The organism is Mycobacterium pinniadriaticum (assembly GCF_026242045.1).
GTDB lineage: Bacteria > Actinomycetota > Actinomycetes > Mycobacteriales > Mycobacteriaceae > Mycobacterium > Mycobacterium pinniadriaticum.
The window spans coordinates 1-14,757 of sequence record NZ_JAPJDO010000015.1; the positions used below are offsets into that span (position 1 = coordinate 1).

The following is a 14,757-nucleotide window of genomic DNA, read 5'->3' on the forward strand; positions in this document are numbered from 1 at the left end:
GACCAGACACCGAAGTCCACGGGAGGCCGCTCAGATTCCAGGAATCACCACGTGTCCCAGTCGGACCCTCGGACCTGCCCGTGGACTCACACAAAATCTAAATGTCGGACCCCGGTGGTGTCATGCCAGGCATGAGCACACCCGCACTCGTGGCCGACGCGACCGAGCCCGCCGATGTGCTGCGTCCGGACTTGCGGGGCACGGTCCGCGTCGTCGGCGGGCCGGGCGCCGGCAAGACCAGTCTGCTGGTGGCGGCGGCCGCGTCGCACATCGCCGCCGGCACAGACCCGGAATCGGTTCTGCTGCTGACGGGTTCGGGCCGGCTGGCGGCCAGCACCCGCAGCGCGCTGACGGCCCAGCTGCTCGCGGCGCGCTCGGCGCAGCCGTGCCGGGCCGTGGTGCGCGAACCGCTGGTCCGCTCGGTACACAGCTACGCGTTCGCGGTGCTGCGGCAGGCCGCCGCCCGCGCGGGCGATCCGCCACCGCGCCTGGTCACCGGGGCCGAGCAGGACGGGATCATCCGGGAGTTGCTCGCCGGCGACCTCGCCGACGGGGACGCTGCGGCATCGCGGTGGCCGCATGCGTTGCGCCCGGCACTGACCACCGCCGGCTTCGCGACCGAGCTGCGTGACCTGCTGGCCCGCTGTGCCGAACGCGGGGTGGATCCGTTGCGGTTGCAGCGCATCGGCAGGCTCTCCGGGCGGCCCGAGTGGGTGGCCGCGGGCCGGTTCGCCCAGCAGTACGAACAGGTGATGTTGCTGCGTGCGGCCGTCGGCACGGCCGCGCCCCAGGCCACCGTACCGGCTCTCGGCGCCGCCGAGCTGGTCGGCGCGGCGCTGGAGGCGCTGGCCTCCGACGCCGAACTGCTGGCCGCCGAACGCTCCCGGGTCCGGCTGCTGCTCGTCGACGACGCGCAGCACCTCGATCCGCAGGCCGCACGGCTGGTCCGGGTGCTGGCGGCCGGCGCGGAGCTGACGCTGTTGGCCGGTGATCCCAACCAGGCGGTGTTCGGCTTCCGCGGTGCCGATCCGGCGCTGTTGACCGGCACCGACACCCCGGTGGTCGAACTGAGCCGGTCGTATCGGTGTGCGCCCGCCGTGGCAGCCGCGATCAGCGGGATCGCCGCGGCACTGCCGGGCACCACCGCCTGGCGTGCCCTGGACGGCAACACCGGTGACAACGGTTCGGTGCAGGTGCGGCTGGCGGCCTCGGCAGCGGCCGAGGCGGCACTGGTCGCCGACACGCTGCGGCGTGCCCACCTCCTCGATGGAGTGCCCTGGTCACAGCTGGCCGTCATCGTCCGCTCGCCGTCGGCCGCCGCGGCGCTGCCCAGGGCACTCGCCGGCGCCGGCGTTCCGGTCGCAGCGGACCGGCTGGCCGGGCCGATTGCCGATCAGCCCGCAGTGCGGGCGCTGTTGGGTGTACTGGCCGCGACGGTTGACGGTCTCGACGGCGAGCGGGCGGTGTCGCTGCTGACCGGACCGATCGGCCGGGTCGACCCGGTGACGCTGCGTCAGCTGCGCCGCACGCTGCGCCGCGGCGGGCCCGGCGATTTCGGCGACCAACTGGTGGCAGCGCTGACCCGCGGCCCGGTCGATCTGACGGCCACGCTGGCCCGCCCGGTCAACCGCCTGCGCGCCGTGCTCGCCGCGGCGGGCCGCGGCCACCGGCGGCACCGCGACCCCCGCTACACCCTCTGGCAGGCCTGGGAACGCAGCGGGCTGCAGCGACGCTGGCTGTCGGCGGCCGAGCGCGGTGGCACCGAGGGGGCGCTTGCCGACCGCAGCCTCGAGGCGGTCACCGCCCTGTTCGACATCGCCGACGACTATGTATCCCGCACCACCGGTGCATCGCTGCGCGGACTGCTCGATCATGTCGCGGGTCTGCAACTTCCACCGGTGAGCGCCGATCGTCGCGGGAGTACCGAGACCGTCGCCGTGCTGAGTCCGCATGCGGCGTTGGACCGGGATTGGGAACTGGTTGTCATCGCCGGTCTGCAGGACGGCTTGTGGCCCAACACCACCCCGCGCGGCGGTGTGCTGGGCACGCAGCGGCTGCTCGACGCGCTCGACGGCCTGGGCGACGACGTGTCGGCGCGGGCGCCGCTGCTGGCTGAGGAGCGCAGGCTGCTCATCGCGGCCATGGGCCGAGCGCGATCGGGCCTGCTGATTACCGCCGTCGACAGTGACGCCGGCGACGAGGCGGCGCTGCCGTCGCCGTTCGTCGCCGAGCTCACCGCCTACACCACCGGTGCGGATACCGGTGGTGCCCAGCCGGCCGTCGCGCCGCCGGTGCTGGCACCGGCGGCGGTCGTCGGCCGGCTGCGCGCGGTCGTGTGCGCCCCGGCCGGGGCGGTCACCGACGGTGAGCGTGCCACCGCCGCACGGCAGTTGGCGCGGCTGGCGGCCGACGGTGTCGCGGGGGCCGACCCGGCGCAGTGGTACGGCATGACCGCGGTGAGCACCCTCGAGCCGCTGTGGAGCGGCGACCAGCACACCGTCACCCTGAGCCCCTCGACACTGCAGATGCTGACCGACTGCCCGCTGCGCTGGCTTGCCGAACGTCACGGCGGCGCCGACCGCCGGGAACTGCGCTCCACGCTGGGGTCGGTGGTGCACGCGCTGCTCGCCGATTCGGCGAGCAGCGCCGAACAGCTGGTCGCGCGGCTGGAACAGCTCTGGAACACCATGCCGTTCGACTCGCCGTGGTACGCCGACAACGAGCTGGACCGGCACCGGGCCATGCTGGCGGCGTTCGTGGCGTGGCGGTCGGCGAGCCGCCACGAGCTGACCGAAATCGGTACCGAGGTCGACGTCGACGGCGTGATCGCCGCTCCCGGCGAGCAGCTGCCCGGGGTGCGGGTGCGGGGCCGGGTCGATCGCCTCGAGCGCGACGCGCAGGGCCGCTTGGTGATCGTCGACGTCAAGACCGGTAAGAGCCCGGTGACCAAGGACGCCGCGCAACGGCATGCGCAGCTCGGCCTCTACCAGTTGGCCGTCGCCGAAGGGGCGCTCGCCGACGGCGATCGCCCCGGCGGCGGGCGGCTGGTCTACGTCGCCAAACCGAACGCGGCCGGCGCCACCGAACGCGAGCAATCCGCCCTCACCCCGGACAGCGCGACCCAGTGGCGGCAGGCCGTACAGCAGGCGGCGGGCGCGACCGCGGGGCCACAGTTCCTGGCCCGGGTCAACGACGGATGCGCGCACTGTCCCATGCGGGCGGCCTGCCCCGCCCACACCGCGCCGCGAACGGAGCAGCCGTGACCTACAGTCCAGCCGAACTTGCTGATGCCCTTGGCCTTCCGATGCCCACCGAGGAGCAGGCCGCGGTCATCGCCGCGCCGCCGGGACCGCTGGTCGTGATCGCCGGCGCCGGTGCGGGCAAGACCGAAACCATGGCCGCGCGGGTGGTGTGGTTGGTGGCCAACGGGTTCGCCGATCCGGACCAGGTGCTGGGCCTGACCTTCACCCGCAAGGCGGCCGCGCAGCTGCTGCGCCGGGTGCGCTCCCGACTGGCCCGGTTGGCCGGGCACCTCGGCGGTGCCGCGCAGCAGGGAGCGCCGACCGTGAGCACCTACCACGCCTTCGCCGGCGCCCTGTTGCGCGAGTACGGGCCGCTGCTGCCGGTGGAGCCCGACGCCCGGCTGCTCAGTGAAACCGAACTGTGGCAGCTGGCTTTCGAGGTGGTCAGCAGCTATCCCGGTCCGCTGCACACCGCGAAGGACCCGGCCGGCGTCACCGCGATGGTGCTGCGGCTGTCCGGCGAGCTGGCCGAGCACCTGGTCGACACCGACCAGCTGACCGACACCCACCTCGAACTCGAACGCCTGGTGCATCACCTGCCCGCCGGGCGTTATCAGCGCGACCGCGGCCCCAGCCAGTGGCTGCTCGCCATGCTGGCCACTCAGACCGAGCGCGCCGCGCTGGTGCCGCTCATCGACGCACTGCACGCCCGGATGAGGGCCGACAAGGTCATGGACTTCGGTTCGCAGATGTCGGCGGCCGCGCGGCTGGCCTCGGCCTGCCCCCAGGTGGGGGAGCAGCTGCGCGACCGCTTCCGGGTGGTACTGCTCGACGAGTACCAGGACACCGGCCACGCCCAGCGGATCGCGCTGTCGTCGCTGTTCGGCGTCGGCGCCGACGAGGGACTGGCGCTCACCGCGGTCGGCGATCCGATTCAGTCCATCTACGGCTGGCGGGGCGCCTCGGCGACCAACCTGCCGCGCTTCACCACGGACTTTCCCCGCGCCGACGGGTCCCCGGCGCCCAGCCTCGAGCTGCGGACCAGCTGGCGCAACCCGCCCAGCACGCTGCACGTCGCCAACGCCGTCTCCGCCGAGGCGCGTCGGCGGTCGGTGACGGTACAGGCGCTGCGGGCGCGCCCGGGCGCCGAGCCCGGCACGGTGCGTTGCGCCTTGCTCACCGATGTGGCTGCCGAGCGGGAGTGGATCGCCGACCACATCGCGCAGCGGTACGGGGCCGCCGGAGATCAGCCGCCGACCGCCGCGGTGCTGGTGCGCCGCAACGCCGACGCCGGTCCCATCGCCGAGGCGCTGTCCGCCCGTGGTGTTCCCGTCGAGGTCGTCGGCCTCGCCGGGCTGCTGTCCGTCCCGGAGGTCGCCGACCTGGTGGCCCTGGTGCGGCTGGTTGCCGACCCGGCTGCGGGGGCGGCGGCCATCCGGGTGCTGACCGGTCCGCGCTGGCAGCTTGGGGCGCGTGACCTGGCCGCGCTGTGGCGGCGTGCCGTGGCCCTTGACGGCACACGGCCGGCGGCCGCCACCGCCGAGCAGATCATCGCGTCGGCAGCACCCGACGCCGACACCGCGAGCCTGGCCGACGCACTGGCCGATCCGGGACCGCCAACGGCCTACTCGGCCGCGGGTCACCAGAGGATCACCCGGCTGGCGAGTGAACTGGCACGACTGCGAACACTTTTGGACCACCCGGTCACCGAGCTCGTTGCCGAGGCACGCCGGGTCCTCGGGGTCGACGTGGAAGTGCGGGCCGCCAGACCCGTCGCATCGGGCTGGGCCGGTACCGAGCACCTCGACCGGTTCGCCGACGTGGTGGCCGACTACGCGGCCAGGCCCGCCGCGTCCGTCACCGGCCTGCTGTCCTACCTCGACGCCGCCGCCGTCGTCGAGAACGGATTGGCACCCGCCGAGGTCGGGGTGGCGACCGGACGGGTACAGGTGTTGACCGTCCACGCCGCCAAGGGCCTCGAGTGGCAGGTGGTGGCGGTTCCGCACCTGTCCGCCCGGGTGTTCCCCTCGACGGCATCCAAGCGCTCGTGGCTGACCGATCCGGCCGATCTGCCGCCGCTGCTGCGCGGCGATCGGGCGGCGCAGGGTCTGCACGGGGTACCGGTACTCGACACATCGGCCGTCAACGACCGAAAAGCGTTGTCCGACACGATCATGGCCCACCGTCACCAGCTCGAGCAACGCCGCCTCGACGAGGAACGCCGGCTGCTCTACGTAGCGATCACCCGGGCCGAGGACACCCTGTTGCTCTCCGGTCACCACTGGGGGCCCACCGAATCCAAGCCCCGTGGGCCATCGGACTTCCTGCAGGAGATCAAAGACATCATCGATGATGCGGCCGCGGCTGGGGTTCCCTGCGGCGAAGTGGAGGTGTGGGCCCCACCACCCGCCGACGGTGATCGAAATCCGTTGTGTGACAACGTACGCGAAGTGGTCTGGCCCGCCGACCCGCTCGGGCGCGCCCGCGCTGACATCGAGCAAGGAGCCGCGTTGGTGCGCGGGGCAATGGCCGGCGCCATCACCGACACCGGCGAGGATCCCGAGGGCTGGGCCGCCGACGTCGACGCGCTGCTGGCCGAGCGGTCCCGGGCGGCCGCCCCACCGCACACCGAACTGCCCGCCCACCTGTCGGTCAGCGCTCTGGTGGAGCTGGACCGCGATCCGGCTGCGCTGCGGCGGCTCGCCCGCAGGCTGCCGTCGCGCCCGGACCCGCACGCCATCCTGGGCACCGCGTTCCACGAGTGGGTGCAGCGGTTCTACGGTGCCGAGCGGCTGTTCGACCTCGACGACCTACCCGGCGCCGTCGATGGCACCGCCACCGAGACCGAGGAGCTGGCCACCCTGCAGGACGCCTTCACCGCATCGCCGTGGGCGGCGCGCACGCCGGTGGCCGTGGAGGTGCCGTTCGAGATGGCGATCGGGGACACCGTGGTGCGGGGACGGATCGACGCGGTCTTCGCCGATCCCGACGGCGGGATGACCGTCGTCGACTGGAAGACCGGCGAGCCACCGGCCGACGCGGAGCACCAACAGCACGCCGCCGTCCAACTCGAGGTGTACCGGCTGGCGTGGGCCGCCATCAGAGGCTGCCCCGAAGATGCAGTGCGCGCGGCGTTCCACTATGTGCGCGCCGGCACCACCGTGCGGCCGGAGAACCTCCCGGGTCCGGACGAATTGGTGGCGCTGCTGGCGCGCTCTAGTACCGCGGAGCGTTGCGCCTGATCGCGATCGCCTGGGCGATCATCGGCAGCTGCAACGGCAACCGCGCGATCGCGACCAGTTTCATCGGCCACGGCTTGTCCTTCCACAACCGCACCATGTTGATGTTGGCCGGGAACACCGCGAGGAACAACGCGATCGCGAACAGCGCACCCGCGCGGCGGGTGCGGGGCACCAGCAGCATGGTGCCGATGCCGACCTCGGCGACCCCGGACGCGTAGGTGTAGAACCGGGCATCGCCCGGCAACTCGGCGGGCACGATGTCGTCGAACGGCTTGGGAGCCACGAAATGCCCGACGCCGATGCCGATGAGCATCGCGGCGGTCCGGTAGGCGGGTAGCTGGCTGGGGCTGCGTCGGGGTTCGGATTCGGTAGTCGTCGTCGGCATGTGTACATAATGCTGGAGTGGTGGCGCCGGGGCGAAGGGCCTGGGGTCTGAAATATTCGAGGGCGAGAGGGTTGGGCACGATGACGGAGTCGCGTGGCCAAGGGTAGGTTGCGGAGCAGGCTCGAGGCGATCGACGAGAACCTGGCAGCCAAGCCGGACAGCGCGCTCGTCGACTATCTGCACATCCCGGAGAGGTTCGTCAGTCCCGGCCGCCGGATCGGCCGTCGGCTGCTCTACGCCATGACCGCCCTGTTCGCCGCGGTGATCATCGTCTACCTGGACCGCGACGGCTACCGCGACGTCCGGGACGGGCCACTGACCTTCCTGGACTGCCTCTACTACGCGACGGTCTCGCTGTCGACCACCGGCTACGGCGATATCACGCCCTATACCGAGTCGGCGCGCCTGGTCAACGTCCTGGTCATCACCCCGCTTCGGGTGGCCTTCCTGATTGTGTTGGTCGGTACCACAGTCGAAACCCTGACCACGGCGTCGCGGCAGGCTCTCAAGATTCAGCGTTGGAGGAACACCGTGCGCAACCACACCGTCGTCATCGGCTACGGGACGAAGGGCAGGACGGCGGTGGCCGCGATGATCGGCGACGGTGTGGCTCCCGCCGACATCGTCGTCGTCGACACCGAGCAGGCCTCGCTGGATCGCGCCAACTCCGCCGGACTGGTCACCGTGCGCGGTGACGCCAACAAGTCCGACGTGCTGCGACTGGCCGGTGCCCAACACGCCAACTCGATCATCGTGGCCACCAACAGCGACCCGACCGCGGTGCTGGTGACGCTGACCGCGCGCGAGCTGGCCCCCAAGGCCAAGATCATCGCCTCGGTCCGGGAGGCCGAAAACCAGCATCTGCTGCGGCAGTCCGGCGCCGACTCGGTGGTGGTGTCCTCCGAGACGGCGGGCCGGTTACTCGGCATCGCCACCACGACGCCGAGGGTCGTCGAGATGATCGAAGACCTGCTCACTCCCGACGCCGGTTTCGCGATCGCCGAGCGCGAGGTCGAGCACAAGGAGGTCGGCGGCTCGCCGCGGCACCTGCCCGACATCGTGCTCGGTGTGGTCAGGGGCGGGAAGCTGCTGCGCGTCGACGATCCCGATGTCGACGCCCTGGAATCCACCGACCGGCTGCTCTATGTCCGCGCCACCGGGGACTGAGCGCGGTGGCTTTCCGACTGCGCAATGTCCCGCTGCTCTCCCGGGTGGGCGCCGACCGCGCCGACTATCTGCGCACCGACATCGACGCCGCGATCGCCGGCTGGGCCGACGCCGCGGTGCTGCGCGTCGACCGCCGCAATCAGGTGATGATCGCCGACGGCCGGGTGCTGCTGGGTTCGGCGGCCACGCTGGGGGATAAGCCGCCGGCGGATGCGGTGTTCCTGGGCCGGCTGCCCGACGACCGTCACGTGTGGGCGGTGCGCGCCGCGCTGGAAGAACCCGAGAGCGGCGGGCCCGCCGAAGTATCCGACCTGCGCCGCGGTGGTCAGCTCTTCGATGACGTCAGCGCCCAGTTGGTGGCCTCGGCGCTGGCGCTGCTGAACTGGCACGACCATGCCCGGTACAGCGCGGTGGACGGCTCACCCACCAAAGCGGTCAAAGCCGGCTGGTCGCGGGTGAACCCGCTCACCGGCCACGAGGAGTTTCCCCGCATCGACCCGGCGATCATCGTGCTGGTGCACGACGGGCACGACCGGGCGGTGCTGGCCCGCCAGACCGTGTGGCCGCAGCGGCTGTTCTCCCTGGTCGCCGGGTTCGTCGAGGCCGGCGAGTCCTTCGAGTCGTGTGTGGTGCGCGAGGTGGCCGAGGAGATCGGCCTGGCGGTGAGCGATGTCGAATACCTGGGCAGCCAGCCGTGGCCGTTCCCGCGGTCGCTGATGGTGGGCTTCCACGCCCTGGGCGATCCGGAGCAGGAGTTCGTCTTTCACGACGGCGAGATCGCCGAGGCGGCATGGTTCACCCGCGCCGAGGTTCGCGAGGCTCTCGAACACGGCGACTGGAGCAGCGACTCGTCGTCGAGGCTGCTGCTGCCGGGGTCGATCTCGATCGCCCGCGAGATCATCGAGTCCTGGGCTGCCGAGGGCTGACTCTGGCCAGCTTCTCGCCCAAACCGACAAACAGCCGACAAAGTGCGAGAAAACCGCGCCATTTCGTCGATCTCGGCGCGGATATCAGGACGCCAGTTTGGCCTGAACCTCGCGGACGTCGGGGTTGGTCAGCGCGCTGCCGTCGGTGAACTTCACCGTGGGCACCGTCTGGTTGCCGCCGTTGACCGACATCACGAATTCGGCCGCGGCCGGATCGTGCTCGATGTCGACCTCGGCGAAGGCGATGCCCGCCGATTTCAGCGCGGTCTTGAGGCGACGACAGTAACCACACCAGACGGTGGTGTACATCGTGAGCTGGGGATCACTGGCACTCATAAGTTCATCAACCTATCCGAGGCCGCGCGTATGCCCGCAATCGGCGCGGCGCGCGACGCGGAATGTCCCCACCCCCTGCCAAGATGGACCCCATGCCGGTGACCGTCAACCATCTGACCGGTCTCGACGACGAACAACGTGAGGCCGTGCTGGCCGCCCGCGGGCCGCTGTGTGTGCTGGCCGGCGCGGGCACCGGCAAGACGCGAACCATCACCCACCGCATCGCCCACCTGGTCGCCAACGGTCATGTCGCCGCCGGCCAGGTGCTGGCGGTCACGTTCACCTCCCGCGCCGCCGGTGAGATGCGCGCCCGCCTTCGCGCCATGGACGCACAAGGCACCGGCACCCCGGTCGGCTCGGTGCAGGCGCTGACATTCCATGCCGCGGCGCGGCGCCAGCTGCAGTACTTCTGGCCGCGGGTGGTGGGCGATACCGGCTGGCAGTTGCTGGACACCAAATTCGCCGTCGTCGCGCAGGCCGCCAGCCGCAGCCGGTTGCAGGTCAGCACCGACGACGTCCGCGATCTCGCCGGTGAAATCGAATGGGCGAAGGCCTCGTTGATCAGCCCGGAGGGGTACGCCGCGGCGGTGGCCAAGGTCGCGCGCGATATTCCGCTGGACGCCGAGAAGGTGGCAGGCGTGTACGCCGGGTACGAAAAACTCAAGGCCAACCGTGACGGGATCGCGCTGCTGGACTTCGATGACCTGCTGCTGCACACCGCCGGGGCGATCGAGAACGACCCGGCGGTGGCGGCCGAATTCCGGGACCGGTACCGCTGTTTCGTCGTCGACGAGTACCAGGACGTCACCCCGCTGCAACAGCGGGTGCTGGACGCGTGGCTGGGCAACCGTGACGACCTGACCGTCGTCGGTGATGCGAACCAGACCATCTACTCGTTCACCGGCGCATCGCCATGCTATCTGCTCGATTTCTCCCGGCAGTTCCCCGACGCGACCGTGGTGCGCCTGGAGCGCGACTACCGCTCGACCCCCCAGGTGGTGTCGCTGGCCAACCGGGTGATCGCCGCGGCGCGCGGCCGGGTCGCCGGTAGCAAGCTACACCTGATCGGTCAGCGCGAACCCGGCCCGTCGCCGACCTTCCACGAACATCCCGACGAGATCGCCGAGGCGGCTGCGGTCGCGCGCTCGATCAAGCGGCTCATCGAATCCGGAACGGCGCCAGCCGAAATCGCGGTCCTCTACCGCATCAACGCCCAATCCGAGGCGTACGAGGAGGCGTTGACCGAGGCGGGCGTCCCGTTTCAGGTGCGCGGCGGGGAAGGGTTCTTCAGCCGCCAGGAGATCCGGCAGGCGCTGGTGGCGCTGCAGCGGGCGGCCGAGCGCGGGCCTGAAGGTGAGCTGCCGCAGATCGTACGTACCGTTCTCGAACCGCTGGGTCTGACCGCCGAAGCGCCGCACGGTACCAAAGTCCGGGAGCGGTGGGAGGCGCTGACCGCGTTGGCGGAGCTGGTCGACGACGAGGTGGCGGCCCGCCCGCAGCTGGACCTGCCGGCGCTGATCGCCGAATTACGGGTGCGTGCCGACGCCCGCCACCCACCGGTCGTGCAGGGTGTGACGCTGGCATCGCTGCACGCGGCCAAGGGTTTGGAGTGGGATGCGGTGTTCCTGGTCGGCCTGGCCGATGGCACCCTACCGATCTCCCATGCGCTGGCCCACGGCCCCGACAGCGAAGCGGTGGAGGAGGAGCGGCGGCTCCTCTACGTCGGAATCACCCGGGCTCGAATACATTTGGAGCTCAGCTGGGCGCTGGCTCGGACACCGGGTGGCCGTCAGGGCCGGCGCCCGTCGCGGTTCCTCAACGGCATCGCCCCGCAGACCCAGGCCGAGCCGTCGCCGAACAAGCCGCGCCGACAGAAGGGCGCCACACCGCGCTGCCGGGTCTGCAATGCCGTGCTCACGACCGCGCCGTCAATCATGTTGCGCCGCTGCGAAACCTGCTCGGTCGATATCGACGACGAACTGCTGGCCCAGCTCAAGGACTGGCGGCTGCATACCGCCAAGGAGCTGAAAGTGCCCGCCTACGTTGTCTTCACCGACAACACGCTGATCGCGATCGCCGAATCGTTGCCCGCCGACGACGCGGCGCTGGTGGCGATACCCGGCATCGGCGCACGCAAGCTCGAACAGTTCGGTCCCGACGTGCTCGAGCTGGTGCGCAGCCGCCGGTGAGGCAGCCGGTCGGTTCAGCCGGGACCGAAGTTCACGGTCCTCGTTGTTGCGTTGGTCCCGTTCTCGGCGAGCCCTGAGGTGCCCTGTCCGGTGTAGCTCTCGACCCCGCCGACGCCGAGGGTTGCCGTACCGAATGAGTTGTTGGCCGTCGAGCCGCCGGTGTAACTCGACGCCCCCCCGACTCCGAGCGAGGCGCCCGCACAGACGTTGGCCGTCGAGCCGCCGCTCACGGTCCACGGGTCGCCACAGAAGCTGTTGGAGGTCGAGCCGCCGGAGTAGCTCTCCGGGCCGCCGACACCCAGGGTGGGCCCGAAACCGGCGCCGGTCACGGCTCCGGATGAGTCGTCGTCGGCCGACGCGAGAGGGGAGGCGCTCAAGGACATTCCCACAAACAGGGCTGCCGCCCCGACCCCCGAAATAATTCTCTGTTTGTTCATTTTCACACCCTTTCTCGTTAGTTTTGTCGTCGCAGTCGTGTGATATAGCCGCGAGGCTACGCTGCTCCAACTCCAACTGGGTGTTGAAAAGGCGCTAGTTCAGGCTTTCGTCAGCCTTGGTGGCTGCCAGGTTCCGTTGAGAGCCTCCGGTCGAGGCCAGTACAACCGCATGATCAGAACAAAGGGACCGGGCGGTGCGGGCAGCCAATTGGCGTCCTGGCCCGGGCCCGGCGATCGGCTCTGAACGCGAATCGTCACGCCGCCGTCGCTGTCCTTGACCAGGTCGGGCAGCATCGGGGAGTTGATCAGGTAGCGGTTGATCGGGTTGTCCACCAGCAGGCTTTGCGGCATCTGGTACATCGTCACCGACCAGAACGCGTGGACCGGGGGTAGCTGGCCGGGGCCCAGGCGCAGCGTGTAGTCATGGCCGCCGCTCAGCGGGTGGCCGTCGGAGTCGGTGGTCAGGCCCGGATATATAGCCTCTTCGGCGGAGTTCCCGAAGATGCCCAGCACCGCCGCGGCCATTCGGTAGAGGTAGTTGTCCCCGAGTTGGTCCGGGGTGCCGAAGACTTCACCCGAGGTGACCTGACCGGTATCGATCTTGCCGGTCTTGAACGCGGCGAACTCGGTCCAGGCGTCGGCCATCCCGGACTGCATGGCTTCGCGGATTTCCGGGTCGAGCCGCTCGGCATCGAATGTGCCGTCACCGGTCAGGCCGATGGACGCCAGGCGTGCGCGCAGCGCCTGTTCCGAGGGCAGAGCCGGCGCGAATCGCAGTGTGAAGTCGAGCAACTCGAAGAATGTCGGCGAGGTCTTCTGGTTCTGTGCGGACAGTGGTGTCGGGAAGTCCGGCGCCGGGGCGGCCGCGGGGGCTGCTCGATTCAGGAAGGCCGACAGCGGCTGCGCCCGATACCCCGCCTGGATCGCCCTGACGTTGTCGAGGTCGTCGGGACCGAACAGCTGGGTCCGATAGATCACCAGCGCGAACTCGGTGAGGGACGTGATCACGGCGTCGATACCCGCCGGTGTCCCGCCGGTCCAGCCCGGACCGGCCAACAGGTAGCGGCCGCCGCTGTTGCCGGTCGTCCGGCTGCCCACATAGGCGAAGTTGTAGGTGTAGCCGTCGACGAACTGCAGCGAGTAGTAGCGCCCCTCCTCGATCGCGGGCACGGTCAGCACCAGCGGCTCGGTGCGCAGGTCGGCGCCCAGCATCGAGTACGGCGTGTCGGAGTTGGGGGTCTGCACCGCGGTGTCGGCGGGGGTGTACACCCGCGCGCTGCTGTGCACCCGGTTCCAGGTTCCCTTGTACTCGGGGTCGGCGGTGTCGACGAAGTAGGAGTACTGGATCCGGTAACTGTCGACCATCGGAAAGCCGTACGTGTAGGCGGCTTTCTCGATGGCCCGGATCTCAGCCGGTGACGGGGTCACCGCAGGCACCGTCGGACTAGCCGAGCGCGGCGAGCGCGGCGTCGTAGTTGGGTTCGACGCCGATCTCGGGCACCAGTTCGGTGTAGGCGACCTTGCCGTCCGCGCCCACCACCACGACGGCCCGGCCGAGCAGACCCGCCATCGGCCCATCGGCGATGGTGATGCCGTAGTCCTCACCGAAGCCACTGCGGAACGCCGAGGCCGAGACGACGTTTTCGATGCCCTCGGCGCCGCAGAACCGCTTCAGAGCGAACGGCAGGTCCTTCGATACACAGACCACCGGCACGCCCGTTGCGGCGGCCCGCTCGTTGAAAGTCCGCACGCTGGTGGCACACACCGGAGTGTCGATCGAGGGAAAGATGTTGAGCACCAGAGCTTTTCCATCGAACTGGCCGCTGCCCACGGCGCCGAGGTCGGTGCCGGTGAGTTCGAAGGCGGGGGCCTGGGCGCCGACGGCGGGCAGGTCTCCAACGGTGTTGATCGGGTTACCACGCAGAGTTATCTGTGCCATGGCCCCTAGTTTGTCAGGACCGGCGAGGCGGCGGTGGGCCGGGGCTCTCACTAGCTGCCGCGAGAGTGAAACCACGCAGCGGTTGTGCGAGTAGACCCCTGCGTGAGCTCCATCTCGACGGACGCCCCCTGCGCTCCGCAAACCGGCAAAAGTGCAGGTCAGAAAATCGCTTGTGGCGAAATCGTGTTAGGGTCTAGCCTCGAATCCGAAATCCTGTGCCGATCGATGGCTTCAGGGCGGCGCAACGAAAGGAGGGGCTGACGATGATCACCACCACTACGGCTGACTTTGGCGTAGCTGGCATGGCGCATCGCGTGTGGTCCTTCCCGGCCGTCGCGGCGATTCCCGCGCATTCCGCTCATGCCGCCGGCGCGGTCGCCGCTATTGCGGCGCAGCGTAAGCGCCGCGCCAACGCCGCCCCGACCATCGCGTCCGTGGACAGGAGCTTCATCTAGGAGAGCTCCCAGACACAGCCACTGGCCACGGACCCGAAGTCACAAAGGATCCGTGGCCATTGTGTTTCCCACCAGATTCCTGGCCCCGGATCCCTCTGAAAAGAGATATCTCAAGCCATTCGACCAGGAAGCAGGTGAGCAGGACATGTCGACATCGACAGTCCGCGAGGAGAAGCTGCCGGTGTTGCCGTGCCACGTCGGGGATCCCGACCTGTGGTTCGCCGATAACCCGATCGACCTGGAGCGCGCCAAAATCCTCTGCGGGGAATGTCCCATCCGGCGGCAATGTCTTGCCGCCGCACTGGATCGCGGTGAGCCCTGGGGCGTTTGGGGCGGCGAGATCGTCGAACGGGGCAGCGTCATCGCGCGTAAGCGGCCGCGCGGGCGTCCCCGCAAGGACGTGATTGCGGCTTAGCGGGGCGTCGAGCCCGGCTCCGTC

At 70.1% G+C, this 14,757-nt stretch carries 12 protein-coding genes; 7 read left to right on the forward strand and 5 right to left on the reverse strand.

Annotation, left to right across the window (positions count from 1 at the left end):
- Positions 1–122 precede the first annotated feature (122 nt).
- Both ORI27_RS17470 and ORI27_RS17475 read left to right on the forward strand, forming a co-directional pair.
- Entirely contained in the window at positions 123–3,263 is a 3,141-nt protein-coding gene (locus ORI27_RS17470; protein ID WP_407666349.1) for a PD-(D/E)XK nuclease family protein, read from the forward strand.
- Positions 3,197–6,484 (forward strand): ATP-dependent helicase, encoded by a 3,288-nt coding sequence (locus tag ORI27_RS17475; protein WP_407666343.1) that lies wholly within the window; start codon positions 3,197–3,199, stop codon positions 6,482–6,484. Before ORI27_RS17470 ends, ORI27_RS17475 begins: the two co-directional genes overlap by 67 nt.
- On the opposite strand, the gene ORI27_RS17480 is transcribed toward ORI27_RS17475, so the two are convergent.
- A complete protein-coding gene (locus tag ORI27_RS17480) occupies positions 6,459–6,869 on the reverse strand; it encodes a DoxX family protein (RefSeq protein WP_265998241.1) in 411 nt (136 codons plus the stop codon). The two genes, ORI27_RS17475 and ORI27_RS17480, sit on opposite strands and share 26 nt — an antisense overlap.
- Positions 6,870–6,962: 93 nt before the next feature.
- On the opposite strand from ORI27_RS17480, the gene ORI27_RS17485 reads away from it, so the two are divergent.
- Positions 6,963–8,036 (forward strand): potassium channel family protein, encoded by a 1,074-nt coding sequence (locus tag ORI27_RS17485; protein ID WP_265998242.1) that lies wholly within the window; start codon positions 6,963–6,965, stop codon positions 8,034–8,036.
- 5 nt (positions 8,037–8,041) lie between these two features.
- Complete coding sequence (gene nudC, locus ORI27_RS17490; protein WP_265998243.1) at positions 8,042–8,962, forward strand: NAD(+) diphosphatase; 921 nt, start codon at positions 8,042–8,044, stop codon at positions 8,960–8,962.
- An 84-nt stretch (positions 8,963–9,046) separates the two neighbouring features.
- Here nudC and ORI27_RS17495 read toward each other — a convergent pair whose 3' ends face one another.
- Entirely contained in the window at positions 9,047–9,298 is a 252-nt protein-coding gene (locus ORI27_RS17495) for a mycoredoxin (RefSeq protein ID WP_265998244.1), read from the reverse strand.
- A gap of 92 nt (positions 9,299–9,390) precedes the next feature.
- Between ORI27_RS17495 and ORI27_RS17500 the strand changes: the two genes are divergently transcribed.
- Positions 9,391–11,487: an ATP-dependent DNA helicase UvrD2 gene (locus ORI27_RS17500; protein WP_265998245.1), complete on the forward strand. Its 2,097-nt coding sequence runs from the start codon at positions 9,391–9,393 to the stop codon at positions 11,485–11,487.
- A gap of 14 nt (positions 11,488–11,501) precedes the next feature.
- On the opposite strand, the gene ORI27_RS17505 is transcribed toward ORI27_RS17500, so the two are convergent.
- The 3 genes from ORI27_RS17505 to tpx all read right to left on the reverse strand — a co-directional run bounded on the left by ORI27_RS17505 (position 11,502) and on the right by tpx (position 13,863).
- Positions 11,502–11,864 (reverse strand): hypothetical protein, encoded by a 363-nt coding sequence (locus tag ORI27_RS17505; protein WP_265998246.1) that lies wholly within the window; start codon positions 11,862–11,864, stop codon positions 11,502–11,504.
- Between the two features lie 159 nt (positions 11,865–12,023).
- Positions 12,024–13,352 carry a DUF1254 domain-containing protein gene (locus ORI27_RS17510; protein WP_265998247.1) on the reverse strand — a complete coding sequence of 443 codons (1,329 nt, stop codon included), beginning with the start codon at positions 13,350–13,352 and terminating at the stop codon, positions 12,024–12,026.
- Between the two features lie 16 nt (positions 13,353–13,368).
- Positions 13,369–13,863 carry a thiol peroxidase gene (gene tpx, locus ORI27_RS17515; protein ID WP_265998248.1) on the reverse strand — a complete coding sequence of 165 codons (495 nt, stop codon included), beginning with the start codon at positions 13,861–13,863 and terminating at the stop codon, positions 13,369–13,371.
- A 263-nt stretch (positions 13,864–14,126) separates the two neighbouring features.
- Between tpx and ORI27_RS17520 the strand changes: the two genes are divergently transcribed.
- Positions 14,127–14,318, forward strand: a complete 192-nt coding sequence (locus tag ORI27_RS17520) for a hypothetical protein (protein WP_265998249.1) — start codon at positions 14,127–14,129, stop codon at positions 14,316–14,318.
- A 145-nt stretch (positions 14,319–14,463) separates the two neighbouring features.
- Positions 14,464–14,733, forward strand: coding sequence for a WhiB family transcriptional regulator (locus tag ORI27_RS17525; protein WP_265998345.1), 270 nt, complete (start codon positions 14,464–14,466; stop codon positions 14,731–14,733).
- Positions 14,734–14,757: the final 24 nt, after the last annotated feature.

Bases quoted from the DNA above. Each gene is read 5' to 3' on its own strand.
- ORI27_RS17470 (WP_407666349.1), top strand. From the start codon at position 123: ATGCCAGGCATGAGCACACCCGCACTCGTGGCCGACGCGACCGAGCCC.
- ORI27_RS17475 (WP_407666343.1), top strand. From the start codon at position 3,197: ATGCGCGCACTGTCCCATGCGGGCGGCCTGCCCCGCCCACACCGCGCC.
- ORI27_RS17480 (WP_265998241.1), bottom strand. From the start codon at position 6,869: ATGCCGACGACGACTACCGAATCCGAACCCCGACGCAGCCCCAGCCAG.
- ORI27_RS17495 (WP_265998244.1), bottom strand. From the start codon at position 9,298: ATGAGTGCCAGTGATCCCCAGCTCACGATGTACACCACCGTCTGGTGT.
- ORI27_RS17500 (WP_265998245.1), top strand. From the start codon at position 9,391: ATGCCGGTGACCGTCAACCATCTGACCGGTCTCGACGACGAACAACGT.
- tpx (WP_265998248.1), bottom strand. From the start codon at position 13,863: ATGGCACAGATAACTCTGCGTGGTAACCCGATCAACACCGTTGGAGAC.
- ORI27_RS17520 (WP_265998249.1), top strand. From the start codon at position 14,127: ATGATCACCACCACTACGGCTGACTTTGGCGTAGCTGGCATGGCGCAT.
- ORI27_RS17525 (WP_265998345.1), top strand. From the start codon at position 14,464: ATGTCGACATCGACAGTCCGCGAGGAGAAGCTGCCGGTGTTGCCGTGC.